This is a genomic window from Gilliamella sp. Nev5-1 (assembly GCF_001690895.1).
GTDB lineage: Bacteria > Pseudomonadota > Gammaproteobacteria > Enterobacterales > Orbaceae > Gilliamella > Gilliamella apicola_C.
In genome coordinates, this window is the sequence record NZ_LZHO01000068.1 from 57,088 (window position 1) to 82,132 (window position 25,045).

General features: G+C 34.4%; 28 protein-coding genes and 1 pseudogene. 16 read left to right on the forward strand and 13 right to left on the reverse strand.

The features are described from left to right. Positions 1-76: 76 nt before the first annotated feature. From lpxK to A9G41_RS08855, 4 genes are read left to right on the forward strand one after another with little or no spacing between them, the layout of a single operon-like run. Positions 77-1,084, forward strand: a complete 1,008-nt coding sequence (gene lpxK / locus A9G41_RS08840) for a tetraacyldisaccharide 4'-kinase (RefSeq protein ID WP_065582896.1) — start codon at positions 77-79, stop codon at positions 1,082-1,084. A gap of 3 nt (positions 1,085-1,087) precedes the next feature. Further along, positions 1,088-1,273 (forward strand): Trm112 family protein, encoded by a 186-nt coding sequence (locus tag A9G41_RS08845; RefSeq protein ID WP_065582895.1) that lies wholly within the window; start codon positions 1,088-1,090, stop codon positions 1,271-1,273. A 17-nt stretch (positions 1,274-1,290) separates the two neighbouring features. Beyond that, positions 1,291-2,055: a 3-deoxy-manno-octulosonate cytidylyltransferase gene (gene kdsB / locus A9G41_RS08850; protein WP_065582894.1), complete on the forward strand. Its 765-nt coding sequence runs from the start codon at positions 1,291-1,293 to the stop codon at positions 2,053-2,055. A gap of 3 nt (positions 2,056-2,058) precedes the next feature. Beyond that, the gene (locus tag A9G41_RS08855) at positions 2,059-2,751 is read left to right on the forward strand and encodes a DUF2461 domain-containing protein (protein WP_065582893.1); all 693 of its coding nucleotides are present in this window, start codon (positions 2,059-2,061) and stop codon (positions 2,749-2,751) included. A 22-nt stretch (positions 2,752-2,773) separates the two neighbouring features. Here A9G41_RS08855 and A9G41_RS08860 read toward each other — a convergent pair whose 3' ends face one another. Beyond that, on the reverse strand, positions 2,774-3,436 hold the full coding sequence (locus tag A9G41_RS08860; protein WP_065582892.1) for a MarC family NAAT transporter: 663 nt from the start codon (positions 3,434-3,436) through the stop codon (positions 2,774-2,776). A gap of 311 nt (positions 3,437-3,747) precedes the next feature. On the opposite strand from A9G41_RS08860, the gene A9G41_RS14760 reads away from it, so the two are divergent. After that, complete coding sequence (locus A9G41_RS14760) at positions 3,748-3,879, forward strand: transposase (protein WP_065582891.1); 132 nt, start codon at positions 3,748-3,750, stop codon at positions 3,877-3,879. 930 nt (positions 3,880-4,809) lie between these two features. Continuing rightward, positions 4,810-5,877, forward strand: a complete 1,068-nt coding sequence (locus tag A9G41_RS08870) for a beta family protein (RefSeq protein ID WP_065582890.1) — start codon at positions 4,810-4,812, stop codon at positions 5,875-5,877. A gap of 685 nt (positions 5,878-6,562) precedes the next feature. Here A9G41_RS08870 and A9G41_RS08875 read toward each other — a convergent pair. From A9G41_RS08875 to A9G41_RS08885, 3 genes are all read right to left on the reverse strand, one after another. After that, on the reverse strand, positions 6,563-6,760 hold the full coding sequence (locus A9G41_RS08875) for a hypothetical protein (protein WP_141672025.1): 198 nt from the start codon (positions 6,758-6,760) through the stop codon (positions 6,563-6,565). A 60-nt stretch (positions 6,761-6,820) separates the two neighbouring features. Continuing rightward, positions 6,821-6,979 carry a hypothetical protein gene (locus A9G41_RS14325; RefSeq protein ID WP_176700864.1) on the reverse strand — a complete coding sequence of 53 codons (159 nt, stop codon included), beginning with the start codon at positions 6,977-6,979 and terminating at the stop codon, positions 6,821-6,823. Positions 6,980-7,354: 375 nt separating this feature from the next. Then, positions 7,355-7,876 carry a single-stranded DNA-binding protein gene (locus tag A9G41_RS08885; protein ID WP_065582888.1) on the reverse strand — a complete coding sequence of 174 codons (522 nt, stop codon included), beginning with the start codon at positions 7,874-7,876 and terminating at the stop codon, positions 7,355-7,357. 219 nt (positions 7,877-8,095) lie between these two features. Between A9G41_RS08885 and corA the strand changes: the two genes are divergently transcribed. The 4 genes from corA (at position 8,096) to A9G41_RS08905 (ending at position 10,897) form a co-directional block, all read left to right on the forward strand. After that, positions 8,096-9,037 (forward strand): magnesium/cobalt transporter CorA, encoded by a 942-nt coding sequence (gene corA, locus A9G41_RS08890; protein WP_065568016.1) that lies wholly within the window; start codon positions 8,096-8,098, stop codon positions 9,035-9,037. A gap of 207 nt (positions 9,038-9,244) precedes the next feature. Further along, a complete protein-coding gene (locus A9G41_RS08895; protein WP_065588405.1) occupies positions 9,245-10,204 on the forward strand; it encodes a glucokinase in 960 nt (319 codons plus the stop codon). Between the two features lie 25 nt (positions 10,205-10,229). Continuing rightward, positions 10,230-10,478: a YcgL domain-containing protein gene (locus A9G41_RS08900; RefSeq protein WP_176700479.1), complete on the forward strand. Its 249-nt coding sequence runs from the start codon at positions 10,230-10,232 to the stop codon at positions 10,476-10,478. Beyond that, the gene (locus A9G41_RS08905; protein WP_065653200.1) at positions 10,475-10,897 is read left to right on the forward strand and encodes a YcgN family cysteine cluster protein; all 423 of its coding nucleotides are present in this window, start codon (positions 10,475-10,477) and stop codon (positions 10,895-10,897) included. The genes A9G41_RS08900 and A9G41_RS08905 overlap by 4 nt, the downstream gene beginning before the upstream one ends. A gap of 273 nt (positions 10,898-11,170) precedes the next feature. On the opposite strand, the gene tpiA is transcribed toward A9G41_RS08905, so the two are convergent. Then, positions 11,171-11,935, reverse strand: a complete 765-nt coding sequence (tpiA, locus tag A9G41_RS08910; RefSeq protein ID WP_065582885.1) for a triose-phosphate isomerase — start codon at positions 11,933-11,935, stop codon at positions 11,171-11,173. A 100-nt stretch (positions 11,936-12,035) separates the two neighbouring features. Between tpiA and zapB the strand changes: the two genes are divergently transcribed. The 4 genes from zapB (at position 12,036) to A9G41_RS08930 (ending at position 15,514) form a co-directional block, all read left to right on the forward strand. Beyond that, a complete protein-coding gene (zapB, locus tag A9G41_RS08915) occupies positions 12,036-12,281 on the forward strand; it encodes a cell division protein ZapB (RefSeq protein ID WP_065568020.1) in 246 nt (81 codons plus the stop codon). Between the two features lie 81 nt (positions 12,282-12,362). After that, positions 12,363-13,667, forward strand: a complete 1,305-nt coding sequence (locus tag A9G41_RS08920; RefSeq protein ID WP_065582884.1) for a DUF2868 domain-containing protein — start codon at positions 12,363-12,365, stop codon at positions 13,665-13,667. Position 13,668: 1 nt separating this feature from the next. Continuing rightward, the gene (locus tag A9G41_RS08925; protein ID WP_065653202.1) at positions 13,669-15,027 is read left to right on the forward strand and encodes a GTPase/DUF3482 domain-containing protein; all 1,359 of its coding nucleotides are present in this window, start codon (positions 13,669-13,671) and stop codon (positions 15,025-15,027) included. Then, positions 14,975-15,514: a C40 family peptidase gene (locus tag A9G41_RS08930; protein ID WP_082259644.1), complete on the forward strand. Its 540-nt coding sequence runs from the start codon at positions 14,975-14,977 to the stop codon at positions 15,512-15,514. Before A9G41_RS08925 ends, A9G41_RS08930 begins: the two co-directional genes overlap by 53 nt. Positions 15,515-15,591: 77 nt before the next feature. Here the strand turns inward: A9G41_RS08930 and A9G41_RS08935 are convergent, their stop codons facing one another. The 6 genes from A9G41_RS08935 to A9G41_RS08960 all read right to left on the reverse strand — a co-directional run bounded on the left by A9G41_RS08935 (position 15,592) and on the right by A9G41_RS08960 (position 23,626). Then, positions 15,592-16,779 carry a pyridoxal phosphate-dependent aminotransferase gene (locus tag A9G41_RS08935; protein WP_065582882.1) on the reverse strand — a complete coding sequence of 396 codons (1,188 nt, stop codon included), beginning with the start codon at positions 16,777-16,779 and terminating at the stop codon, positions 15,592-15,594. 276 nt (positions 16,780-17,055) lie between these two features. Then, complete coding sequence (nifJ, locus tag A9G41_RS08940) at positions 17,056-20,598, reverse strand: pyruvate:ferredoxin (flavodoxin) oxidoreductase (protein ID WP_075539567.1); 3,543 nt, start codon at positions 20,596-20,598, stop codon at positions 17,056-17,058. Between the two features lie 630 nt (positions 20,599-21,228). Then, entirely contained in the window at positions 21,229-21,969 is a 741-nt protein-coding gene (locus A9G41_RS08945) for a hypothetical protein (protein ID WP_065653204.1), read from the reverse strand. A gap of 480 nt (positions 21,970-22,449) precedes the next feature. After that, positions 22,450-22,755, reverse strand: coding sequence for a hypothetical protein (locus A9G41_RS08950; protein ID WP_075539568.1), 306 nt, complete (start codon positions 22,753-22,755; stop codon positions 22,450-22,452). Between the two features lie 154 nt (positions 22,756-22,909). Then, a complete protein-coding gene (locus tag A9G41_RS08955; protein WP_065568027.1) occupies positions 22,910-23,224 on the reverse strand; it encodes a hypothetical protein in 315 nt (104 codons plus the stop codon). A 96-nt stretch (positions 23,225-23,320) separates the two neighbouring features. Continuing rightward, complete coding sequence (locus A9G41_RS08960) at positions 23,321-23,626, reverse strand: hypothetical protein (RefSeq protein ID WP_065653207.1); 306 nt, start codon at positions 23,624-23,626, stop codon at positions 23,321-23,323. A gap of 258 nt (positions 23,627-23,884) precedes the next feature. Here A9G41_RS08960 and A9G41_RS14020 point away from each other — a divergent pair, with 258 nt between their 5' ends. Further along, on the forward strand, positions 23,885-24,052 hold the full coding sequence (locus A9G41_RS14020; RefSeq protein ID WP_081297217.1) for a transposase: 168 nt from the start codon (positions 23,885-23,887) through the stop codon (positions 24,050-24,052). A 134-nt stretch (positions 24,053-24,186) separates the two neighbouring features. Then, on the forward strand, positions 24,187-24,351 hold the full coding sequence (locus tag A9G41_RS13600; protein ID WP_176700860.1) for an IS3 family transposase: 165 nt from the start codon (positions 24,187-24,189) through the stop codon (positions 24,349-24,351). 199 nt (positions 24,352-24,550) lie between these two features. On the opposite strand, the pseudogene A9G41_RS13605 reads toward A9G41_RS13600, so the two are convergent. Then, positions 24,551-24,700 (reverse strand): annotated as a pseudogene (locus tag A9G41_RS13605) (integrase core domain-containing protein); the annotation flags it as partial. Positions 24,701-24,767: 67 nt separating this feature from the next. Then, positions 24,768-25,045: hypothetical protein (locus A9G41_RS08970; RefSeq protein ID WP_143425449.1), on the reverse strand; the 278-nt coding region annotated here is incomplete at its 5' end.

A 25,045-nucleotide genomic window follows, 5' to 3' on the forward strand; every position in this document is an offset into this window, starting at 1 on the left:
GCCGTTTTAATAATTGTTATATCGATATTAAGATATAAAACAATTTTACTAAATGTAATTGAGTGATGTTAAAGTTATGATTGAAAAACTATGGTATGGTAAAAATCGTTTATTTTGGTTATTCATACCATTTGCCTTGTTATATGGTTTGATTGCATTTATTCGTCGCTTTTTATATCGAGTTGGCGTGCTTAAGTCTTGGCACTCTCCAGTCCCGATTATCGTTGTTGGCAATTTATCCGTGGGTGGCAATGGTAAAACACCACTGGTTGTTGGTTTAATTGAAGCACTAAAACAAAAAGGATTACAAGTTGGCGTTGTTTCACGGGGTTATGGTGGTAAGTCTGATAACTATCCGCTTATATTGAATGATACCACCACAACGACGCAAGCGGGTGACGAACCTGTACTTATTTATCAACGCACTAATGTGCCTGTCGCGGTGGCTCCACATCGTTCGCAAGCTGTTCAAGCATTATTAAACCTGTACCAATTAGATGTTATTTTAACAGATGATGGATTGCAACATTATGCATTAGAGCGCGATATTGAAGTCGTCGTGGTTGATGGAAAGCGCTTATTTGGTAATGGATGGTGGATGCCAGCAGGACCAATGAGAGAGCGAGAAGGCCGTTTAAAATCAGTTGATTTAATTATCATAAATGGTGATAGCATAAATAATTTAGCAACGAAATATGCCCATAAAACCTATACAATGCAATTAGCGCCATTATATGCTGTGAACTTGCTTACTCAAGAAAAAAAGCTATTATCATCCTTGCAAAATATTTGTGCTATTGCGGGTATTAGCCATCCGAAACGCTTTTTTGATATGTTGGAAAAAATGCAAGCTAATGTGACTAAAACCGTTTCTTTTGCTGATCATCAAAAATTTACTTTGTCGTTATTAAATGATGTGGCAAGTTGTCAGCAAACCCTTTTAATGACAGAAAAAGATGCAGTTAAATGCAGGCAGTTTGCCCAACAAAATTGGTGGTACTTACCTATTGATGCACAGATACCAGCGCCAGCTATTGAGCAAATCTGTTTGCTATTAACGAAGATAGAATCCCAAAGAGAATAAAATATGAAAGAAACCCTTTTAAATGCACTTGCTTGTCCTAAATGCCATGGTCAGTTGCAATATGATGCCCATAATCAACAGTTAATCTGCTATGCTGATAATTTAATCTATTCAATCAAAGATAGCATTCCCGTATTGCTTGAATGTGAAGCCAAACCGCTTAACCGACCACAGCCTAACCAAGAATAAAAAATAAGGTATTAATTATGAATTTTTCGGTTATTATTCCCGCTAGATACGCATCAAGCCGCCTACCAGCTAAACCACTAGCGGATATTCATGGTAAACCTATGATTGTACGAGTAATGGAACAAGCAAAAAAATCATCAGCCAATCGTGTCATTATTGCAACCGATCACCAGCAAGTCTTTGATGTGGTCAAGGCGTATGGTGGTGAGGTCATACTTACTAGCGATAAACATAACTCTGGTACTGAACGGTTGGCCGAGGTGATAAATAGCTATCAGTTTGCTGATGATGAAATTATTGTCAATGTGCAAGGCGATGAACCTTTAATCCCGCCTATTGTTATTGATCAAGTGGCTGAGAATTTAGTGCAATATAAAACAGGAATGGCTACGTTAGCCGTGCCGATCCATTCTGTTGAGGAAGCGTTTAATACTGGTGCTGTTAAAGTTGTGACCGATAAAGATGGTTATGCACTCTATTTTTCACGTGCTACAATTCCTTGGGAACGTGATCGTTTTGCTAAATCGACTGATCTATTAAAACAATCCAGTATTGGTGACTTTTACCTTCGTCATATTGGTATTTATGCTTATCGTGCAGGTTTTATTCGCCAGTATATTAATTGGATGCCAACTTCACTTGAACAAATTGAGATGTTAGAACAACTTAGAGTGCTTTGGTATGGCGAAAAAATTCATGTTGCTGTGGCAAAACAGCCTCCTGCAATTGGCGTTGATACGCTAGAAGATTTAGAAAAAGTAAGAACGTTATTTAAGGAATAAGCAATGGCAAACTTTACGGGATTTACACCAGCTGGACTTAATTTTTTACAAGATGCTTGGATCAACAATAGCAAATCATGGTTTGAAGAACATCGTGCGATTTATGATAACGATTTAATTAGACCGTTTAGGCTATTGGTGGAACAGTTAACCCCCGAAATGCTCAAAATTGATGAATGGTTTGAAACTAAACCCTCTATAGGTAAAACCATTTCACGCATTCATCGAGATACACGTTTTTCAAATGACAAATCACTTTATCGTAGCCACTTATGGTTAACCTTTAAACGACCTAATCAAGGTTGGAAAGAAGCACCAGCCTATTTTTTTGAAATCAGCCCAAGTAGTTATCAATATGGACTTGGCTATTACTGTTCATCCAAAAAAACGATGGATATTTTTCGAGAAGAAATTCTTAATGATACTAAAAAGTTTTTATCGATGACACGTTGTATTAAAAGACCATTTGAGCTTGTAGGTGAGAGCTATAAACGACCGTTAATCAAAGAACAAGATGCCCAAATAGCGACATGGTACAACCGTAAAAATCTTGCTGTTATGGTGACAAGCAATCATATTGAGGATATATTAAATGCTGATTTACCACAAAAATTGGTTAAAGGATTTAAGCAATTAGTTCCGCTTTATGATTATTTAATGCGGGTTGAGCTAATTAAAAACATACCCACATTTTAGTTTTGTAACATGAGCTTTAATATTAGATATTAGGAAAGTTTAATATTAATTCTTTAACACCATTGATAATAAATTGCGTTCCAACGCAAACCAATAAAAATCCTAAGATTCTTGTCGTGGCTTCAATGCCACTTTTCCCCATAAAACGCATGATGTTACCTGCGCTGCGCATACAGAACCAAAGAATAATACATAGCAGTAAAGGTACTAATATTGAAGCAGAGTAAATAACCCAAGTTGCAACATCATAACCACCGCTTTTTACTGTTGATGACATACTGATTATCATGGCAATGGTTCCTGGTCCTGCGGTACTTGGCATGGCGAGCGGAACAAAAGCAATATTATTTGACACTTCTTTCTTTTTGGCATCGGCTTCCAGCGTTTTATGCGCAGGCTGCTGAGGAAATAACATTCTAAAGCCAATAACGCCAACAATCATACCGCCTGCAATGCGTAATCCTGGAATTGATATACCAAATGTATTCATGACCAGTTGCCCACAATAAAACGATACCACCATAATCATAAACACATAAATACACGTGAGTTTCGATTGGTAATTGCGCTCCTCATTGGTCATATCGCCCGATAAACCTAACAACAGTACCACAGTGGTTAATGGGTTAGTTAATGGAATAAATAAAATTAAACCAAAACCGACAGTTTGTAAAAGTTCTAACATAAATTTGCTTGGTATCTAACAAAAACTGTAGCTAAGTATAATTGAAATATATAAAAAATGCTCGAAATAAAGTTATTTAAAAATAACTAAAAAATAGGATAAAGCAGTATTGGTTTTTATAAGGCATTGAAATAAAATTAAATAAAATCAATGTCTTTTCTGACTGGTTTTTAGGGCGTAATCGCAGGTTGAAATGCTTTAGAAAAACAATTTATATAAATAAGAGGTAGCAAAATGAGAAAGTGATCCTCGCAAAAAAATGGGAAAATGTTACCTCTATGATATAACTAACAATCATAGGAGAACACATTATGGTCAAAAAATTCAGTGCAGGATTCAAACAACCAGCAGTGGATTATGCTTTATCTAATGTTCACTTTTCATTAGCTGAAATCGCTAACCATTTAGGAATAGGCAAATCAACACTGGATAAGTGGGGGTAGACAACTTAATCCTAACAAAACCAATAAAATTGAGCTAACTAGTGAGCAACAAAAAATTATTGCACTAAAAAGGAAAAAAAGAATTAAAAATGGCCAATGAAATTCTAAAAAAGGCGCATGTGTGCTTCATCAACAATCGGAGTCGGAGTTATTTTATAATTAAAAAAGGCGTGGCAGAAATGCATCAAACAGTTAGGAAATGTGCGACAGGCCTGTAAAGTGATGTAGTATAGTGGGGATAGCTATTATCGCTTCAAAAAAGTTTATAAGCAAAGCGGAGTGTTAGCGCTTCAGAAAATAATTCGTAAAAACTAATTTATAAACTTTATTTTAACTTCGAAGATGCAAAATACACCAAAACCAAAGTATACAGCTAACAGATAGATGAGATTGATGAACAATTTTATAAAACGATGAAAACCGAATGTTATGATGTGATGTTCTGATGTAAGATTTATAATGAATTGTCTAAAATTCAATAGGATATTAAAAAAAAGCTGAAATTTTATAATAAAGAAAGAGCGCATTTAGGCAAGTATTTTTGTGGCAAAACACCGTGGTAAACTTGGCTAAACACAAAGGCGTTAGTTAAAGAAAAGTAACTGGAGAATTTATTTTGTGCATTAGACATACATTTTGTTAAAATAAATTCTGGTGAATAATTAGTGTTCGTTAGTTTAAGTTTGAGCTACTATACGTAATTTATATGCCAAACGATTACAAGTAATATAAAAATATTATTCGGGTGAAATCCGACAATAAACTGTACGACTCGTGAAAAATACATGAAGATGGGCTAGATCAACTTTACATACACGGCAAGGTAATGTTAAGCCAATCAATTCTATTAAGAAAACACGGCTAGCAGCTTGAGTTTTTTGAATATAATAAAATAGATAATATAACCAGTTAGAAAGTAAGGAGAAAACAATGTTTCATATAGTAAATTTAAGATTAGGAATGAATGATATCAATGCATTAGTTAACACGTATGACAGCGATAAAAATCAAATTCTGCCGTTTATAAATACAAGAGGAGAATTAAAGTCGGATTACTTATTCAATAATTTTCTCCCTAATTGGGGTAATTATCCATTTATGATTGACGCTTCTTTTATTACTCCTGATATGTATGATGAGTATAATCAAGTTAATGGTTTATTAGATCATACTAATGCTTTTCAACATAAATACGAATTTTATGAAAGAATTGCTAATGTTAATAACAATTTAATCCCAGTTATCAGTATATTACCGTCTAGAACGAGAGATAATCTTCAATTTTTATTTAAACTTGAAAATAGACAATACAAAAAAATTGCATTAAGAATAACGGATTTGTCACAAAGCTCAATTAATAACTTATTTGCATTATTAGCGGCATCATATGATGTTAAGAAGATGCTAGTATTATGCGATATAGGATCAATAGTTGGTGAAAATATCAATGTAATTCAAAATAGATTGGACTATATTTTACAGAGGCTTTCAATTGAATATGAGGGTATTGATGTTTCAATAATCTCAACATCATTTCCATCACAAAAAACACCTAACCGAGATGTTGGTGAAGCAACACCTCACCCTGAAACACCTAATCGAGATGTTTGGGATGTAATACCTAACCTTGACTTACTTCTATATTTTAACCTAAAAAGTTCATTTCAAGGAATAAACCTAATATATGGAGACTATGGTGCAACTAACCCAACATCTCCAATTGAATATGTTCCTGGAATGCAAATAATACCATGTGTAACTTACTACGATAATTATAATTGGTATCAAATGAAAACGGGCAATAACCATGAATTTAATAAATTTATTGATTTAGCTAATTGCCTTGTTTCTGAAAATTTTTATCACGGTAATTATTTTAGTTGGGGAGACACTCAAATTTATAACATTGCAAATAAAACCATTAATAATGGTCATTCAGGAACATGGGATGGCATAAGGATTAATCAACATATTACTTCTATTGCCAGAATGCCTTAAGCTTGATACTGTAAATAAATTTGTGTATTTGCCTATTTTTAACTTATTCTAATGTACAAAAAATAGGTGAATAAAAATTGATGAAAAAAATCAAGAGAGTTAGTGACTGAACTAGCCAAAAACATGGAAACTCAAGACGATTTAGGCGTAAAAAATGCATAATTCAGTATAAATATTACGACTGAACATTACATTGTAATATTCGGTGTTTATTGTCTTATGAAATCGTTCACAAATCCTATTCGTCTGCGGGCTATAAGCTTTGGTTTTGGTGTGTTCAATCTCTGCTGGTTAGGATAAAGTTCATAAGCATGGCTTTCCTTTATGTCCATTATATTCTGTGCCTAGGTTGGTATGCGTAATAGTGGTATCTGTTCACTATCAAAAAAAGGAAGCGTTTTATCAGCTACAATTAAACTATTTTTTCAGTATAGACTTTGGTAAAAGCCAGCCTTGAATAGGTATCAATAAACGTTTGTTAGCCTATTTTGAGTGAGTTACAAACTAAATACTTATCAATATACTTTATGTATTAGTCAGCACATCATAATGATAGGCTTGTAGCAAAAAGATTAATGTTATTATTTTTCATTATGTTATAAAATAAAAACTTGAATAAAATCAATGGCTTTTCTGAATGATTTTTATCGTGCTCAGCTAATCTAATCTTTCATTATGATACATCCTAGCCCTTGTCCCTGATATTATGTACTAAGCTTGGTGCATCTAAACGAGCTTTATGTTGCCAATAAAGTGCTTTGATATTCTCAAATAGTTCATTTGATTTTGGTTCACGCTTTAGCCAAACATAATAACCTGATACGCTAACTTTTAACTGACGGCAGACTAGCGGTAATGGGTATGGCAACAAATGTTGCTTCATATATTGGTAATTCACCGACTTGGATGGTTGATAAAGTACACATGCGCCTTTTTTAGCATTTCATTGGCCATTTTTAGTGCTTTGTGTTTTTTCTAGCGCAATCATTTTTTGTTGCTCACAAGTTAGTTCACGTTTACTAGTTTTGTTAGGATTAAGTTGCCTAAGCCATTTATCCATCGTTGATTTATCAATACCTAAATAGTTAGCGGTTTTAGCCAATGAAAAATGCGCATTAGATAAAGCATAATCAACTGATAGTTATTTGAACTCTACGCTGAATTTTTTGACCATAATGTGTCCTCTTATGATTGTTAGTTATATCATGGAGGTGGCATTTACCCATCTTTTTGCGAGGGTCATACCGGTTTCAGCTACTTTTAAAGGTTTAGCTACTTTTAAAATAGTTACGATTTGATGTTCAGTCATTTTTTATCATTAAATCCCCTTTTACTTTTATCATAGAGAATTTTCTACTTTTTTGTTGCACTATTTTAGGAAGTTGTTACATAAAGCATGACCAAACAAATGTAAAAAAAGAGATGCACATTGATATTAAATGCATCTCTTGGTTTCTTTGTGTTTTATGTATAGTATTTAAAATGGAATATCGTCATCAAAATCCATTGGAGGCTCAGGCATAGCTGTGGGTTGAGGGGCTGAAGTTGGTGCACCTTGCATTGTTGGGCGAGATTGTGCTTCTGGCGCAGATGAATAATTATTGGCACTTTGTCCCCATGAACCGTTACTTGCTCCTTCGTTGTTATTGCGAGAACCTAAAATTTGTAATGTACCGCCTATTGGGTTAATAACAACTTCTGTCGTATAACGATCGTTACCTGATTGATCTTGCCACTTTCTTGTTTGTAATTGACCTTCAATATACACTTGAGTGCCTTTTTTTATGTACTCACCTGCAATTTCGGCTAATTTACCAAAAACAACAACTCGATGCCATTCAGTGCGCTCACGAGTTTCGCCAGTCTGTTTATCTTTCCAGGATTCTGATGTCGCTAAACTAAGATTAGCAACCGCGTTACCATTCGGCATGTAACGAACTTCTGGGTCTTGACCTAGGTTACCAACTAAAATGACTTTATTTATTCCTCGATTGGCCATTATTAACTCCTAAAAATTGCATAAGTATTTTAAACTATGTATTGTAGCATGAGACTATAGTAATATCAGCGAATTTAATTCTATTAATGGAATTTTGTTCACATTTTGTAAAGATATAGAAACATTAGTCTAATCATAGGAATTTGTTACTATAACGAGTATAATACCCGACATTTGTTGATGTATTGTTCTAAACATATTCCCCCTACTGGAGACCTTATGATTAATGCGTTTGGGTTGAAAAACAAACAATTAGTAAAAATTAATGAAGACGATATAAATAATGCGACTTGGATTGATTTAATAGAGCCAGAAGAGGCCGATCGTGATTTTGTTTTAACACATTTAGGACAAAACTTAGCAACGAGTATTGAATTAGATGATATTGAAGCGTCAGCTCGTTTTTTTGAGGATAATGAAGGATTACATGTTCACTCTTTCTTTTTTTATGCTGATGCAGAAGATCGAGCAGGCAATTCAACAGTAGCATTTACTGTGCATAATGGGCGACTATTTACATTGCGAGAACGTGATCTTCCCGCATTTCGTTTGTACCGAATGCGCTCACGTTATCAAACTATGATTGATGGTAATCCCTATGAAGTATTGCTTGATTTATTTGAAGTTAAAGTGGAACAATTAGCTGATCAAATCGAAAATATTTATAGTGAATTAGAAGAGCTAAGCTCAATTATTATGGATCGTTCTGCACAAGAACATTATGATGAAGCGATTACCTCATTGGCAGAGCTTGAAGATACTGCATGGAAAGTACGCTTATGTTTAATGGATAGCCAACGTGCGGTTAACTATTTAGTTCGTCGTGCCAAAATGCCGACCGATCAGCTTGAACAAGCACGTGAAGTTATTCGAGATATTGAGTCGCTTGTTCCTCATAATGAATCGTTATTTCAAAAAGTAAACTTTTTAATGCAAGCTGCGACTAGCTTCATCAATATAGAACAAAGCCGAATTATTAAGATTTTCTCGGTGGTGTCGGTTGTATTTTTACCGCCAACTGTGGTTGCTTCTGCTTATGGTATGAACTTTGAATTTATGCCCGAATTAAAATGGGAATATGGTTATCCATTTTCGTTACTATTAATGTTGTTAGCGGGGGTTGCACCTTATATTTATTTTAAACTAAAAAAATGGTTGTAGTTCTTGGTTATTTTAAATAATCTTTAAGACTTTTTCTCCGCTAAGCTAACTTAGCTTAGCGGAGCCTCGCCTAAGTAATATCATTAAGGTAAATTAGTTAAATGGTGATAAATAGTTCATAATATTACCTGTTGCACTTTGTGTAGCGGATAATATAAATACTGTTATTTGAATTAGTATAATTAATTTGTCACAGGAGGGAACAACATGAGTCAATATGCACTAGTTACTGATATTGGTGGAACCAATGCGCGATTTGCACTGTATGATTTAACAACTAATAAGTTATCGGCAATCACTAAAATTCTTATCTCAAAAAATGATGTTTTATTAACATTAATCAAAGATTATTTAGCATCCCAATCAGTAACTGTTAAAATGGCTTGCATTGCTATTGCTTGCCCAATTGATAGCGAGGATGTGATCAATCTGACAAACAATGATTTGTCATTTTCACGTTCTGAGTTGGTTCGAGTATTAAACCTTACAAAACTGGAAGTAATCAATGATTTTACCGCTGTGTCAATGTCGATTCCTCAATTATCGAAAAATGAATTAGTTAAAATTGAGGGGGGGGAGCCTGATTTAAATTATCCAATTGCAATTTATGGCGCTGGCACAGGGCTTGGTGTTTCTCATTTAATCAAAGTTAACCAACGCTGGGTTAGTTTATCTGGTGAGGGTGGGCATACAGAGCTACCGATGATTAGTGATGAAGAGGATCGTATTTTAGCTCAACTAAGAAAAAAATTTGGGCGAGTTTCGACCGAACGGTTTCTTTCAGGCAGTGGTATTGTTAATATTTATCAAGCTTTGTTACATATTAATAATAAACCTATAGAAGAGGTGACACCTGACATTATTGTCAACAAAGCTTTATCAAATAGTTGCCCACTTTGTTTGCAAACTTTAACTTATTTTTGTACCTTTATGGGTCGGTTTGGTGGTAATTTGGCTTTAACACTTAATACACAAGGTGGGGTTTATATTGCTGGAGGGATTGTACCGCGTTTTATTGAGTTTTTTAAAGCATCACCATTTAGAGAGGCATTTGAGCATAAAGGCCGAATGTCATATTTAGTCAAAAAAATCCCCGTTTATGTAATAACTCATGAGGATCCTGGGTTATTGGGTGCAGGTGTTTATTTGCAAAATAGTCTTAAATAAAGATTTATTGATAAGGTTTTATTTTATGATGTGGTGTTATATTTATCGAAGTACCAAAAAAGAAAACTGTTATTTATATATGGAACATGAAAATAACTTTTCAAGCATTCCAGATAAGATACTTTCGATTTTTGGTACACCAGTATTTGTGATGAAAGTGTTACTTGATGGCAAACGACGTTTTGTTGTTGGCACTTCAGATGAAATCGAACAAAAAATAAAAACAGATGGCTTTTTCTTGCAGATGTTAAAAGAAGATGATTTTAAAGTATGATTGAACCATTTTGGGAATATAAAACGTTAGAGCAAATGAGCGACGAAGAGTGGGAACAACTTTGTGATGGTTGTGGTCAGTGTTGCCTGAATAAACTTATGGATGAAGATACGGACGAAATCTTATACACCAATGTAGCTTGTAATTTGCTTGATTCTAATACTTGTCAGTGTAAACATTATTATAATCGCTTTGATTATGAACCAGATTGTATTAAGTTAACACGTGAAAATTTACTTACTATCGAATGGTTACCTGTTACTTGCACGTATCGTTATTTTTCTGAAAAAGGCACGCTACCTGATTGGCACCCACTTATTACAGGCAATAAGAAGCTTATGCATAAGCTAAAAATATCGGTTAAAAATCGCATTGTTTACGAAAAAGATGTGATCTGTTGGGAAGATCACATTATCTAATACAGACCAGCATTATTGCCTTCTTAAAACTGTGGTTAAACCTGCGTTTTTAATAGGTATTTCTATACTCAATTTGGTATGGATTGTTAATAACCTAAAGTGATTTCTTGTTGTTAAAAATCAGACAGATAGTCTCAATAAGAAGTAATTAATTTAGTCCTCAGTAGAAATAAAGGCATCAATAAATAGACCTCGAATTATATCGAGGTCTATTAACAATGAGCTAAGGCGCAATAAATGCCTTTTCTTATATATTTTTCTTATATATGAGGTTTATTTTTTAGCTTGCTCAGCGGCTTTAACAATTGCTGCAAAAGCATCTGCTTTTAGTGATGCCCCACCAACTAATGCTCCATCAATATCTGGTTGAGTAAATAGTTCAGCGGCATTTTTGTCATTAACAGAACCACCATATTGAATGATTACTTGCTCAGCAACTTTAGCATCTTGTTTAGCTATATGGTCACGAATAAATTTATGAACAGCTTGTGCTTGTGCTGGAGTTGCTGATTTGCCAGTTCCAATTGCCCAAACGGGTTCATAAGCAATAACCGCGCCGTTAAATGCTTGAACTCCAAGCGCTTTAATTACCGCATCAATTTGGCGAGCGCAAACAGCTTGTGTTTGTCCAGCTTCGTTTTCTGCTTCTGTTTCACCAATACATAAAACAGGGACTAAACCAGCTTCTTTTATTACACCAAATTTTTTAGCAATAAATTCATCAGATTCTTTGTGGTAAGTTCGACGTTCTGAATGCCCAATAATTATATGACTAACGCCGATATCTTTTAGCATTTCAACAGAGACTTCACCTGTATAAGCACCAGACAGATTAATGCCGACATCTTGAGCTCCCAAAATAATATTAGAGCCATCTAACTGATGTTTTACCAAATCAAGGTAGACTACCGGTGGTGCAATTGCAATATTGCAAGCCGTGTTATTTGATAGCTCATTTCGTAGCCCTGCGACTAAGCTTTTAGCCATGTCGGTACTGCCATTGAGCTTCCAATTTCCCATAACAAGTGGTTTACGCATAATTTTCTCCAACTTAAAGTTTAAAATAGTGTTGATTTTAGAATGAATTCGGTATAATGATTAGCATTATACACCAAATAATTTGAGCTTGAGGAAAAATATGTCATTAGAAATATTGAATCAATTAGAGAGTAAAATCCAACATACTGTTAATACTATCACTACATTACAACAAGAGATTGCTACTTTAAAACAAGGCAATCAGGAGTTGGAACAGCTGATTAATGATAGTTCTGATGAAATGAAAGCGTTACGTGACGAAAACGACAAACTAAAACAAGATCAACAAATGTGGCAACAACGCATTCAAACTTTACTAACTAAAATAGGTGAAATTACCCAATAAGTTAGCTACTTTACCTGTAAACGCGACTTATGTCGCGTTTGTTTTATTTTTTACTAAATGCTATGACGAAACTTAAGTTTAATGCGAGAAGAGCTAAAATCATTATGGATCACTCAGACTATTCATTTAATTGAAAACGAATCTGGGCGGTTTGCAGATCAAGATATTAATAGACAAGTAAGAGCGATGCAGACATCACTTACTAATCGTATTGTGATGCGTGCTGTCATGTTGTCTAAAGAAAATGGTTTGCTTTCAGCGCAAAAAACATTATTACGTGCAGCAAAACTTTCTTTTATTATATTACTTTTTTTATCCACTATATTTGGGGCAACCTTGGCTTTTGGCGCTTTAAGCCAAGATCCGGTTAATTTGTATTGGGCTATTTTTAGCTTATTAGGCATGCATTTAGTTACCTTATTAATTTGGTTACTTTCTTTTTTCTTTTTTTCAAATCTTGGTGGTAGTTTACTTGTTTATTGTTGGCTATGGCTGACTAAAAAATTTTCTCAGAAAAAGACAGTACAACAGCTTATTCCCGCTTTTGTTGAGTTATTTGGTGTACGTATCCGTTGGTTAATTGGTTTTGTTCTCAATCTTTTTTGGACCCTTATATTAAGTAGTGCGCTATTAGTATTAGTTGTTTTATTTTCAACTCAACATTATCGATTTGAATGGAAAACAACATTACTGAGTTCGGATGCTATTATTAATTTAACTCATTATTTAGGTTGGTTGCCTTCTTTAATCGGTTTTACCATTCCAAACAATGATATTATAAGACTCAGTGAACAAGCATTAAATACCAGTGACGCACGTTCAGCATGGGCAATTTGGCTACTTGGGGTTTTTTGTGTTTATGGACTAATCATTCGATTGCTCTGTATGGTGATTTGTGGGCTTAACTGGGTAATAAGTTGTCGGCAAATTAAATTAAATACTCAAACTGCCTGTTACCAATTATTAGCTAATGACTTACAACCATTGTTAGTTAATGTTGAAGATGCGGATAGTAAAGGAAAAGATAAGGTATCTCACTTAACCAACCACTTTATAGAAGATGGGCAAGGCGCTTTTTTGGTCGCCATTGACATACAGGAAGATTGGTCTCCACCAGATTCAGTTACTTTTTTAGGTTTTTTAAATACACGCGAGCAACGCCGTAACATTTTAGATTATTTACAATTATCGCCAGCTAAAAAATTATTAATTGCTATTGATACTGATAGGGCTCCTGATAGGGGAATGTTAAATTTAATTGATCAATTGATGAATAAATCACAACAAAACCGAATTTGGTTTATTAATCAAGGTAAGCAACTTAATAATTGGCAGGATTTATCACTACAATCAGCTACACCAACATGGTTAAACGAGGAATTTTAACATGTTAACAACATTAAAATTAGCTGTGGTAGGGCATTCAAATGTAGGTAAAACTTCGTTATTACGAACTTTAACTCGGAATAGTCGCTTTGGTGATGTTTCTGATAAACCTGGAACAACTCGACATGTTGAGTCTATTAAAGTGCCTTTAGATAAGCAAAAGTCAATCATTTTCTATGATACGCCTGGATTAGAAGACAGCTTGGCATTATATGATTACATTAATCAAATAACGCCAGCAAATAGTAGGCTTGATGGCGTTGATAAATTAACAAATTTTTTACAAAGTCCTGAAGCAGAAAATTCTTTTGATCAAGAAGCCAAGGTCATTAGGCAGTTATTAAAAAGTGATGCAGCTATATATGTTATTGATGTGCGAGAACCTATTCTTGCTAAATATCATGATGAATTGGCTATTTTAGCAAGCGGTGATAAACCATTGTTAGCCGTACTAAATTTTACTGCCCATGAGGAAAAAAATGAAAAGGAATGGAAAAAATTGCTTTCACGTGTGGGGATTCATGCTATCATAAAGTTTGATGCTATAGTGTCCCCCATAGACGGTGAGGAGCGGCTGTACAAAAGCCTAGCTTTATTAATTGAACCTGCAAAGGTTATTTTAGAACAATGGCTAGATCACATTGTGCAAATGCGCGAATCTCGCAATCACAGTGCTAATTTGATTATCGCAGAAGCATTAGTTGATGTCACTGCTTTTTATAAAATGGTAAAATCAGATGACAAACAAGCTATTGTAGATATGCAAAATCAAGTAAGAAAACGGGAACAATTAGCAATAAACGAATTGTTAAAACTTTATCAATTCAATTCTGTACTAGAGAGTGAAGAGCATTTACCTTTAATAAAAGGTCGTTATAATGCCGATCTATTTAATATAGATGCGCTAAAAACGATGAGCAAACATCTGACAAAAGGTTTTGTGTCAGGTGCAACTATTGGGGCAAGCATCGATTTAGCTACAGGCGGAATTACACTTGGCTCAGCAGCTTTAATTGGAGGCGCTGTTGGTAGTTTAATGCAAACAGCTAAACATTATGGCTCTAGAATGCGATATCAGCTTTCTGGGTATAGAAAATTAAGTATTGATGATGTGATTATTTGTTTTTTTTCTTTAAGGCTTATGAATCTTAAAGAAAGTTTAAATTATCGAAGCCATGCGAACACATCTCCTATTAAGTTATCAAAATTAGACAAGCAAGAATGGGAAAAAGGTGTGTTGCCTAAAAGTTTAAAGGTAGCTAGACGTTATTCGCATTGGTCGACTTTAAATAAAGGAACAAAAAGAAATGATAAAAAATGGCAATCGACTATTAGGAACGTTGCTGAGCAGTTGCATTAGCACGCAGAAATGTTTTTTAATAATTACATTTGTTTTGTCTATTTTTATGCTATTTGGCTGTAGTTCTAGCCAACCTCAGGTTTCAGGCAAGAAAACTAAATCTGATTCGATTATGTTAGCTAAAATAGACTCCCATTATAAAAAATGGCAAAATACACCCTATCGTTATGGAGGCACCACGTTAGCAGGTAGTGATTGTTCTGCATTGGTAATGAATTTTTTCAAAAACAAACTGTCAAAAAACTTACCAAGAAGTGCTGCTGAGCAAGCTCGATTAGGTGTTAAAGTTAATAAGCCTAAAGCAGGTGATTTGGTATTCTTTAAGACAGGCCGTAGCCGCAGTGGTTTACATGTTGGGATTTATTATGCTAATGGTAAATTTTTACATGCTTCAACATCAAAAGGTGTGATTTATTCAAGCTTGAATGATAGTTACTGGAAGAAGCATTATTGGATGGCACGCCGTTTAATAACTAGCAGAAGCTAAATCTATATGAAATTAAAGCACTCTAAATTCAATCTATTTAGAGTGCTTTAATGTTATTTTATTCTTTTCCTCTATAATTAAATCATTGATTTTTGTCTTAATTCACGCATTACTTTTGCTACATAAAGCATTTCTTCTGGAGTGCCAAGTGATATACGACACCAATCAGTGGCAGGGAAAAAATCTCGGCCAACTAATATAAATTTTTGTTTCATTAATTCCCGATAATCATTTAATGCAATAGGGGTTTTATGAAATATAAAATTGGTTTCTGATTTAAGATAATGAAATCCAAGCTCGGACAATACTTTTTCCATGATTTCACGTGATACATCAATTACTTTTTTACAATAAGCCAAATATTGAGTATCTTTTAGTGATGACAATGCCGCACAAACTCCACAATAATTAAGCTTTTCGCCTGCTACATACTGGGCTATGTTTTTAGTGTTTTCTTCTGTACTGACAATGTAACCTACTCGTAATCCAGCCATTGCATGAATTTTAGAAAATGTTTTAAGTAGTATAATATTTTCATACCCTTGGGTAATAAATTTGTCTGCTGATTCAAAAGCTGGATCATTGACAAACTCGGCATAAGCTTCATCGAAAATAAAAATGGTGTTTTTAGGTTTACTTTTTATCCATGATTCAATTTCATTTATGCCAAATACAGTAGAAGTAGGATTATTGGGATTAACTAAATAAACAATAGAAAATCCTTGATAATTTTCAACCGCTTTTCTTAAACCATTTATATCAATTTTCCAATCGGTTAAACATGGCACTTTAGTGATTTTTAAATGAAATATTTTGGCAAAATGTTCACCATCACTATAGGTGAGTTCGGGTATCACTAATTGAGCATCAGGTTTTACAAAAGCAGAAATAGTGCTACGGATCCCTTCTGATGAACCTGCTGTCAAAAGAATTTGTGTATCACTTACTTGATGGTATTGAGCTAATGCTTTATTTAAAAGTGGCATTTCAGCTTTTGCATATCTATTTGCTTTCCAAACGGCATCAATGGCTGCTTGTTTGGCTGATGATGACATGCCCAGCGCATTTTCGTTAAAATTGAGCCGAACAGGGCTAGTTGCATCTGGCACTACTGCTTTATCAAGCATCGGTAGTGAGAATGAAATCGAATTTTGTGCTTGTTGAGCATACGCTTTAGATAATAGCTGATTAACGGATAATCCTGCAATTGCTGCACTTGAAAATGTTAATAGTTTTCTTCTACTGATATGTAAGTTAGACACCATGATTCACCTCATTTTTAATTGTTTTTTATGTGGTCAATAATGAATTATGCAAAAATAATACCAAGTTTATAACAAGCACGAGAAAGGAAGCACTTTGTGAGATAAAAATAATAAAATAATGATTATTCTTGTTTAACATCTACATTATGTGCATCATGATGATTTAAGCGTGCACTAATCTGGCGCTTTATTGCGCAAAAAAGAGCGAGGGAAAGAACCGTTATCATCAACGGTTCTTTGAGGGATATGTTACCAACTATTCGTGGATAATAACGCTTAACTCTCTGCGGGTGTTTCTATGTCTGAATAGGTTGCCAGCATCTGTAAGAATTTATATTTAGAATTCACCATTTTAGTTGAACGTTCATGTAAGGTATTAGCAATTGTTGGTTCAAGTGTTTCTAAACGACGGAAACGCTGTTCTTTCAATAATATCCCAGATAATAAATCGCTATTCGGTGCTTTTGAGTCAAGTAATAAACCTGGCTTGCCTTCAGCCATACGACGTGGATCGTAACGATACAGCGGCCAGAATCCTGACTTAACTAAATCTTTCATTTGTTCGTGTGATTTAGCAAGATCATAACCATGCTCTTCACACGGGCTATAAGCAATAACTAGCGATGGTCCATTATAGGCTTCGGCTTCTTGCAAAGCTTTAAGTGTTTGATTAAGTTGCGAGCCTAACGCAATTTGTGCGACATAGACATGACCATACATCATTATATTAACACCAAGATCTTTACGGGCTTTATGCTTACCTAAATCAGCAAATTTTGATACAGCGCCCATAGGGGTAGCTTTTGACTGTTGGCCACCAGTATTAGAATAACACTGAGTATCTAATACTAATATATTGACGTTATCCGTTAAGCTCATCACATGATCAAGCCCACCAAAACCAATATCGTAAGCCCAGCCATCGCCACCAATGGCCCAAACTGATTTATCAATCAAATAATTGGCATCTTCGATCAATTCTTGTGCTTGCGCAGAACCTAAATGGGCAAGCTGTTCACGTAACAAGGCGACTTGTTGGCGTTTTTCAGCAATTGATGTTTCTGATGATTTTAAAGCGATAACAATTTCAGGTGAAATGTCGCCTGCAACATAATCAAGCAAACGCAATGCTCGTTTTTTATGTTGATCATAAGTAATGCGATAACCTAATGCAAACTCAGCATTATCTTCAAATAGCGAATTTGCCCAAGCGGGCCCACGACCAGCATTATCAGTAGTGTAAGGTGATGATGGAAGATTACCGCCATAAATGGATGAACACCCAGTGGCATTAGCAATCGCTAAATGGTCGCCATAAAGTTGCGTTAACAATTTAATGTATGGTGTTTCACCACAACCAGCACAAGCACCAGAATATTCAAATAGTGGTGTAAGTAATTGTGATGTACGTACATCAATGCGTTCAAGCGTGTTGATATCACGATCTGGCAATGCGGTAAAGTATTCAAAATTAGCTCGCTGAGTATCAATATTGTCGATACGTGATTGCATATTGATGGCTTTAATTGCAAAATTATTGCGATCACGGGCAGGGCAAACTTCGACACACAAGTTACAGCCTGTACAATCTTCTGGTGCAACTTGCAACACATAGCGTTGACCTTTCATATCACGGGCTTTGACTTCAAGCGAGCTTAATGAGTCTGGTGCATTAGCCATATCATCGGGCGCAACAACTTTTGCACGAATGGCAGCATGTGGGCAAGCAACAGCACAATGATTACATTGGGTACACAGTTCGGGTTGCCAAATAGGAATTTCTTCAGCAATGTTACGTTTTTCCCATTTAGTTGTGCCGATCGGCCATGTGCCATCAGGTGGAAATGCTGATACAGGTAAGCTATCGCCCAAACCAGCTAACATAGCGGCAGTGACTGTTTTAACAAAATTAGGCGCGTTAGCTGGCACAATTGGTGGCATCATGGCACTGCTTTGATCAACGCAACTAAGAGGAATTTGCTCAAGTGAGGCTATAGCTAAATCCAGTGCTTTCCAGTTATTTTCGACCAAATTTTGCCCTTTACTACTATAACTTTTAGCAATGACTTCTTTTAATTGGCTGATATTAAAATCATTTTTGAAAATTTCAGCAAGGTGAAAAAATGCTGCCTGCATGACGGTATTTATTCTGGCACCTAAGTTACATTCACGAGCAATTTTGGCCGCATTTATGATATAAAAATGTGCGCGTTTTTGAATTAATTGTACTTGCACTTCTTTGGGTAGGCGATGCCAAATCTCATCTTTACTATAGGGTGTGTTAAGCAAAAAGATGCCATCATCTTTTAGTTTATCCACAATCTGATATTTATCGATAAACTGATCTTGATGGCAACCAATAAAATGGGCGCTGGTAATTAAATAAGGTGAATCGATTGGATCTAAACTGACACGTAAGTGAGATGTAGTTAAACCGCCAGCCTTTTTAGAGTCATACACAAAATACCCTTGTACATAAAAAGGTGAGCTATCGCCAATAATTTTAATATTATTTTTGGTTGCTGAAACGGTGCCATCACTACCGAGCCCATAAAAAAGAGCTTCAAGTGCAGATTTTTGTGGGATAGAGCAGTTTGGTAATGGTAAAGAAAGACCTGTTATATCGTCATAAATACCAACGGTAAAACGAGGTTTTGGCTTATTCGCTCTTAACTCAGTAAAAATCGCAAGTACACAGCGAGGATCGAACTCTTTTGACGATAACCCATAACGCCCCCCGATAATCAGTGGCATGCATGTGCGCTCTCCACGTGATAAGCTTTCGGCAAAAGCAGTAATAATATCTAAATACAGAGGTTCGGCTTGCGCTCCTGGTTCTTTAGTTCTATCAAGAACTGCGATTTTTTGGGCAGTATTTGGGATCACTGCAAGTAAATGTTCGGCAGAAAAAGGGCGAAATAATCTAACGATCACAACACCAACTTTTTCATTTTGTTTAAGTAGCACATCAACCACTTCTTTGGCGGTGCTAGCTCCCGATCCCATAATCACAATAATGCGTTCGGCATCACTAGCGCCGTAATATTCAAAAGGCTGATATCTTCTGCCTGTTTCTATTGCAAAAGCATCCATAGCATTAACAACATGCTGATAAGCATTATCATAATAGGTATTTATTGCTTCTCGGCATTGAAAATAGGTATCAGGATTAGCTGATGTACCGCGTGTTACTGGTTTGTCAGGCGTTAAAGCTTGTGCTCGATAAGCTTTAATAGCCTTATGCGGTAATAAGTTATGGATCTGTTCATCACTCAGTGGATAGATTTTATTAACTTCGTGCGATGTTCTAAATCCATCAAAAAAGTGAGTAAAAGGAACACGACTATTTAAACTGGCCATTTGTGCAATTAAGGCAAAATCTTGTGCTTCTTGCACCGAACTTGAACAAAGCATGGCAAAACCAGTTTGCCTAATTGCCATGACATCAGAATGATCGCCAAAAATTGAAAGGGCATGCGTTGCAACTGTTCGTGCAGCAACATGCAAAACAAAAGGTGTAAGTTCACCAGCTATTTTATATAGCGATGGGATCATTAAAAGTAAGCCTTGTGACGAAGTAAACGAAGTCGCAAGCGCACCTGTCATTAATGCACCATGAACAGTAGCAATTGCGCCTGCTTCGGATTGCATTTCAATTACTCGTGGCGTATCACCAAATACATTGTGCTTATTAAATTCCGCCCATGTGCTAGCTTGCTCTGCCATTGTTGAGCTTGGCGTAATTGGATAAATAGCGATGACTTCGTTTGCACGATAAGCAACAGATGACACTGCACTATTAGCATCTGATATGATCATTAAAAAACCTTTAATTTTATAGCGTTATGACATTACTAACTTTTTAATTATTAATATATTATAACAGAAACTAAGATAGCTTTTAGTTATTTTTATGTTAAACATTTTGCTATTATCTTACAAAATAAAAACATAAAAAGACAAAATTAATTAATTCAATTAATTAAATTAATATATAACTAAATAACGGTTATAAAAATGATATCAGCAAGCTAAAAAACTAAAATAAGAATAGAAAATAATGATCATAAAAGCGCAAGGTAATCATTAATAGAATGACGTTGATATGTTTTAGATATGTTATGCTAAAATTCATCAATATGTTATGGGTAGATATATAGATTTTTAAAAACAAAAGCAATAGCCAAATTGATTGACAAAATATCAGATAAGCAAGTAATTGATATACTACAAACTGGTGATACCTATTTCCAAGAGTGTTCAATATTCTGTGTCATTTCCTTTTTTACACCTAGTTAACCGAAATGACACAGAATTTTGAATACTCTCATCCTATGTGTAACTACTCAACTGCCATTTTCTTAGGCTTTTTTATCCATTTTGTATCTACTTATTTTTACTCATTCGCTTAGTTCAAAAATAGGCAAATACATAAATTTATTTACAGCGTCATTTTTCTCGTTGCTTAGCAAGGTCAATAAGTTTGTCTAGGCTAATTAAAGAATTCATTACATCATTTTGACAAACACTTTCATCATTTTGATAGATATCTTCATCATCTTGATATGTATCTTCTCTTGTAATCCATATTAGCCAAGCTTTAACTGCTAAATATTCTTCAATGGTTAATGTTGCCCAGCGTTCAAATAGATGGCTCTCAGACAGTATTTTTTCAAAATCCATAATCCAAAATACGATTTTATCTATAAGATCTTTAATTCTTGCTTTTTTATCCCATATAACTCTTGCTTTAGCTAAAGCCTCAGCTCTAGCCATAGCTCTTGCTTTAGCTCTTACTTTAGCTCTAGTTCTACCTAAAGCTATATCTATAGCTTTAGCCTCAGCTTCAGCCTCAGCTCTAACTATAGCTTCATCTTCAGCTATAGCTATATCCATAGCTTTAGCTGAAGTAATAAGTAACCCAGGTAAATAATAAGCATAGGCTGATGGAGTAAATAAAAATAAAGCATCATCATAGTTTACGTATATATCAAGAGTAATATCTTGCCAATTCTTACCCAAAAATTGTTTTAGCGCTATTTCATCATCTGGCATCATTATTGGACCTAATTCCCACATCTCTTTCGGACGCTCTCGCCAAGAAAATGCCTCCGTTATTTTATTGAATAATATTTTTTCATATATAACATCATATTTTTCCTGTTCAGGAGCTATTACCTTTTTCACCACCCAAAAAGCCTCCTTTCTAAGTCATTTTTATTTACATAACATCTTTTTATTTCACTATCTATCTGATTGATCCTCACCAAAATATTTGGACAGGCTATACTAATTAGTACCCGTTTTATCAGGTTATTGTTACGATAAACAAAAGAAATCACCGATGACAAATCGCATTTCAAGAAGAAAAAAATGCCGTTTTACTTACCAATAAAAAAACAAATGGTGATTCTATATCAACATGCTAAAAAATAAACGAATATTGTTGCTGAGTATGACATCACTAAATCCGCATTAGATAAGAGGATAAAGCAATATCAAACCACTGCCTATTGTTTAAACTCTGCGCTAAATTTTTTGACACATAATGTGTTCTTCTATGATTGTTAGTTATATCATAGAAGTGCATTTGCCCATTTTTTGGCGAGAATTAAACCTATTTCGCTTTCCAACAGAATTCAATTTAACTTGAAATAATAGCCATTACAATTAATTGAGATGGCCTCCAATTTTCTCCAATTCAATATAAAAATGATTAATGATATTTTCTTCCAATTCATCATAATTAATTAAACAACGATTAAAATTATTATCTAGAGTAAATAGATTTTTATCGATACCTATAAAATTTTCATCACAATGAGCTAACATTCTATAGCAATCTTTTCTATAAATAATTCCTTTAAATCCGTTATTTCCTTTATAGACTTCTAATTTATATTCTGCGTAACCATCTTTGGTATCAACTTTGTAAATTATTGTTTTTATTAATTCATATTGTTTTAGTTCTGCCATTGAGTTTTCCCATTATTTATTAGTACTCTTAATTCTATTTTATATCAATTTATATAGATACTTGTCCAAAGGTATTATGGTTATCTATCTCAGCAAAGCTAGGCTGGTACTGAATAAGCTACATTAGCTTAATTAATTTTAAAAATAATGATAATTATAACAAATTGAGTGGCCCAAATATTTTCTCTAACCTAATATAAAAATTATTAATGATATCTTCTTCCGACTTGTTGTAACAAATTAAATCATTATAAAAATTATGATTTTCAAGAAATAAAGATACATCGCTATTTACAAATCCTTTAACATCATCACGACGTTTCAATCTATATGAGTCTAACCAATAACCAATACCTCTAAAATCTTTGTCTCCTTTATAAATTTCTAATTTAAATTCTTCGTAATGCTCATCTTTACTTAATTCATAAATGATCGTTTTTATTAATTCATATTTTTTTATCTTTGCCATTTTAATTTTTTCCAGTGTTTATTTGAGTATTACAGGATACTAAGCAACACGACTCAACTTTTCTTTAACCTATATCAATTTATATAGTAATTATAATTAATTGAGAGAGCTAAAATTTTTCTCTAATTCATTATAAAAAATATTAATGATATCTTCTTCTGATTCATTATAATTAATAAAATTAAGACTGAAATTATTATCTGGACTAAAAATAAATTCATCGCACTTTGCAAGACCTCCTTTATAATTAGCTCGCATTCGATATAGCTCCTTTCTATAGACGATGCCTTTAAATACGTTTTCCCTTCTATATATTTCTAATCGATATTCTATGGAACCTTCATCGGTATCTACCTCATATATCATCGTTTTTATTAATTTATATTTTTTTAGTTCTGCCATTGGATTTCCCCATTATTTATTAAGGCTATTAATTCTCTTTTACATCAATGTATATCTTCCCCCAACCTTATTTTTTACTGAAGGAGGGGCGGATATGTAACTACCCCCTAAAATAGTACAGCAAAAAAGTAGAAAATTCTCTATGATAAAAGTAAAGGGGATTCAATTATGAAAAAAATGACTGAACATCAAATCGTAGCTATTTTAAAAGAAGCTGAAGCGGGTATTCCTGTCAAGGAGCTCTGTCGTAAATAGGGCATGGGTAATTCAACTTTCTATAAATGGCGGGAAAAATACGGTGGTATGGAAACGTCGGATATTAAACGCTTAAAGGAGCTGGAGGCTGAAAACCGTAAGCTTAAACAGATGTTTGCTGAGCTAAGTTTAAAATCACAGCTCCAGGAAGAAATCATAAAAAAGCTTTAGTGCCCACAAAGGTACGTAAAACGTGGGCATAGGCGCTACAAAAAAATCATTCAGTTACTATTGCTATGAGTTGTGCCATTGTTGGTTTAAGTCGTTGAGCTTACTATTATCAACCTAAGTTACTGGATGATTCGGTGATTGTTTCGGTGTTGAATGCTATCACAGACCGACATTTACGCTGGGGCTTTCCTAAGTGTTTTAATCGAATCAGAAAGCTGGGATATCGTTGGAATCATAAACGTGTTTATCGGGTGTATTGTGAGTTAAAACTGAATCTTAAAACCAAACGAAAACAATGAATTCCACCTCGGGAGCCAGAAAAGTTATTGGTTCCCAATAAACAAGGTGAATGTTGGTCAATGGATTTTACGAGTGATAGTCGTTGCAATCAACGTCGTTTTAGAGCCTTCTGTAAATACCCCAAACTTAGTACACAACTCACGTAGAAAATTAAGCTGCCTGTTTTAGTGTTTTATACTCAAGCGGTGTCATGTTATTTCATGCCTCATGTGGTCTTTCGGTGTTATAAATCGTTAACCCTTCTTCGGTTATTCTCCTTGCTTGCGCTAAGTTGTTAAAAAGATATAAATCGAGTACTTCAGTACGATAGGTACGATTAAATCGTTCAATATAGCCATTTTGATAAGGTGTTGCTTATACAGATAAGCATACCAAAGATCGATCTATTGGTATGCTTATTTTTAAGCTTTTTATTTTATAACTTTAATGCTTGAACGCTTTGTACTAGATCAGCAAGTTGTGTAACAATTTGAGCTCCTGTATTAGCTTCATCGCCACCAAGTGCTTTATTGCGCACAAAGTCGGTTTTAATTTGCTGCCAGCGTTTTGTCTGTTCTTCGGTAAGTACATTACGGATTTCTGCCAATTTTAATAAATTTTCTTCTGCTCCATTAGTAAGCAATTGTGCTTCTCCAAGGTAGTGATCTTCAATAATCTGATTAAGTTCTTCATCATTCATCACTGAGGATATTT

Bases quoted from the DNA above. Each gene is read 5' to 3' on its own strand.
- A9G41_RS08855 (WP_065582893.1), top strand. From the start codon at position 2,059: ATGGCAAACTTTACGGGATTTACACCAGCTGGACTTAATTTTTTACAA.
- A9G41_RS08950 (WP_075539568.1), bottom strand. From the start codon at position 22,755: ATGGCAGAACTAAAACAATATGAATTAATAAAAACAATAATTTACAAA.
- lpxK (WP_065582896.1), top strand. From the start codon at position 77: ATGATTGAAAAACTATGGTATGGTAAAAATCGTTTATTTTGGTTATTC.
- A9G41_RS14760 (WP_065582891.1), top strand. From the start codon at position 3,748: ATGGTCAAAAAATTCAGTGCAGGATTCAAACAACCAGCAGTGGATTAT.
- nifJ (WP_075539567.1), bottom strand. From the start codon at position 20,598: ATGATCATATCAGATGCTAATAGTGCAGTGTCATCTGTTGCTTATCGT.
- A9G41_RS08955 (WP_065568027.1), bottom strand. From the start codon at position 23,224: ATGGCAAAGATAAAAAAATATGAATTAATAAAAACGATCATTTATGAA.
- A9G41_RS08960 (WP_065653207.1), bottom strand. From the start codon at position 23,626: ATGGCAGAACTAAAAAAATATAAATTAATAAAAACGATGATATATGAG.
- A9G41_RS08905 (WP_065653200.1), top strand. From the start codon at position 10,475: ATGATTGAACCATTTTGGGAATATAAAACGTTAGAGCAAATGAGCGAC.
- A9G41_RS08860 (WP_065582892.1), bottom strand. From the start codon at position 3,436: ATGTTAGAACTTTTACAAACTGTCGGTTTTGGTTTAATTTTATTTATT.
- A9G41_RS08900 (WP_176700479.1), top strand. From the start codon at position 10,230: ATGATGTGGTGTTATATTTATCGAAGTACCAAAAAAGAAAACTGTTAT.
- A9G41_RS08930 (WP_082259644.1), top strand. From the start codon at position 14,975: ATGATAAAAAATGGCAATCGACTATTAGGAACGTTGCTGAGCAGTTGC.
- A9G41_RS08845 (WP_065582895.1), top strand. From the start codon at position 1,088: ATGAAAGAAACCCTTTTAAATGCACTTGCTTGTCCTAAATGCCATGGT.
- A9G41_RS08875 (WP_141672025.1), bottom strand. From the start codon at position 6,760: ATGAAGCAACATTTGTTGCCATACCCATTACCGCTAGTCTGCCGTCAG.
- tpiA (WP_065582885.1), bottom strand. From the start codon at position 11,935: ATGCGTAAACCACTTGTTATGGGAAATTGGAAGCTCAATGGCAGTACC.
- A9G41_RS08895 (WP_065588405.1), top strand. From the start codon at position 9,245: ATGAGTCAATATGCACTAGTTACTGATATTGGTGGAACCAATGCGCGA.
- A9G41_RS08870 (WP_065582890.1), top strand. From the start codon at position 4,810: ATGTTTCATATAGTAAATTTAAGATTAGGAATGAATGATATCAATGCA.
- A9G41_RS08925 (WP_065653202.1), top strand. From the start codon at position 13,669: ATGTTAACAACATTAAAATTAGCTGTGGTAGGGCATTCAAATGTAGGT.
- zapB (WP_065568020.1), top strand. From the start codon at position 12,036: ATGTCATTAGAAATATTGAATCAATTAGAGAGTAAAATCCAACATACT.
- A9G41_RS08885 (WP_065582888.1), bottom strand. From the start codon at position 7,876: ATGGCCAATCGAGGAATAAATAAAGTCATTTTAGTTGGTAACCTAGGT.
- A9G41_RS08920 (WP_065582884.1), top strand. From the start codon at position 12,363: ATGCGAGAAGAGCTAAAATCATTATGGATCACTCAGACTATTCATTTA.
- A9G41_RS14020 (WP_081297217.1), top strand. From the start codon at position 23,885: ATGGGTAATTCAACTTTCTATAAATGGCGGGAAAAATACGGTGGTATG.
- A9G41_RS08935 (WP_065582882.1), bottom strand. From the start codon at position 16,779: ATGGTGTCTAACTTACATATCAGTAGAAGAAAACTATTAACATTTTCA.
- kdsB (WP_065582894.1), top strand. From the start codon at position 1,291: ATGAATTTTTCGGTTATTATTCCCGCTAGATACGCATCAAGCCGCCTA.
- corA (WP_065568016.1), top strand. From the start codon at position 8,096: ATGATTAATGCGTTTGGGTTGAAAAACAAACAATTAGTAAAAATTAAT.